Source organism: Streptomyces sp. NRRL S-378 (genome assembly GCF_000720645.1).
GTDB lineage: Bacteria > Actinomycetota > Actinomycetes > Streptomycetales > Streptomycetaceae > Streptomyces.
On record NZ_JOBX01000174.1, the window covers coordinates 1 to 1,175 of the forward strand.

General features: G+C 65.2%; 1 protein-coding gene. It reads right to left on the reverse strand.

Annotated elements, in window-relative coordinates; all coding sequences use genetic code 11:
- On the reverse strand, positions 1 to 1,157 hold a 1,157-nt coding region (locus tag IH80_RS0138365), incomplete at its 3' end, for an MFS transporter (RefSeq protein WP_037882386.1).
- Positions 1,158 to 1,175 lie beyond the last annotated feature (18 nt).

Below are 1,175 nucleotides of genomic sequence, written 5' to 3' on the forward strand. Positions count from 1 at the left end.
CCGACACCACCCGCGAACGTCGCGACCAGCAGCAGCCACATCGACGCCGACGTCTCACCCAGAGCCACCAGGCTCAGCGTCGCCACCGCCTGCAGCACACCGCCGATGATCAGCGTCGAACGCGTACCCACCGCACCGATCACCCGCGGAGCGACCGAACCACCGATCACCGTGCCCACACCCAGCACACCGAACGACAGACCAGCCGTCAGCGGCGAGAAGTCCAGCACCTCCTGCAGATACAGCGTCATCAGGAACACCAGACTGGTCTCCGTCAGGAACGCGATCAGACCCGCGATGTTCCCCCACGCCACCGTCTTCTTCTTCAACACCGAAACCGGCACCAGCGCAGCGGTCGACTTCGACTCGATGACATAGAAAGCGATCAGCAGCACCACACCAGCAGCCAGCCAACCCAGCGCCGACGGCGCACCCCAACCGTGCTCACCCGCCTGCGTCAGCCCATAAATCAGAGCCAGCAGACCCAGCGTCACCGCCGTCGCCCCCGGCACGTCCAGCTTCGGACGCACCTCCGGACGGGACTCCTTGATCACCACCGGAGCGATGAACAACACCGCAAGAGCCACCGGCACGTTGATGAAGAACGCCCACCGCCACGACAGCAGATCCGTCAGCACACCACCCAGGATCGCCCCCGTCGTGAACCCCGCCGACATCAAAGCGCCGTTCAGACCCAGCGCCTTCTCACGCAGCGGCCCCTCAGGAAACGACGTCGTCAGCAGCGACAGACCCGCAGGCGTCACCGCAGCCGTCGCAAGACCCTGGAACACCCGCGCCACGATCAGCATCTCCGGCGACGTCGCCAGACCACCCACCAACGACGACAGGCCCAGCACCGCCAGACCCACCAGGAACAACCGCCGACGCCCGAACAGGTCCGCGACCCGCCCGAACAACAACGTGAAACCCGCAGCACACAACGCGAACGACGTCGCGATCCACTGCAGGTTCGACAACGAGAAACCGAGCCCGTCACCGATCACCGGCAACGCCACATTCAGAATCGAGAAATCCACCGCCAGCATGAACTGCGCCACCAGCAGCACCACAAGCACCAACCGCAAACGCCCGTCCAAACGGGCCGGCAGCACCTCCCCCGCACCCGCATCAACCCGCGCACCCTCGACAACCGACATCGCCAGACTTCCTTTCGA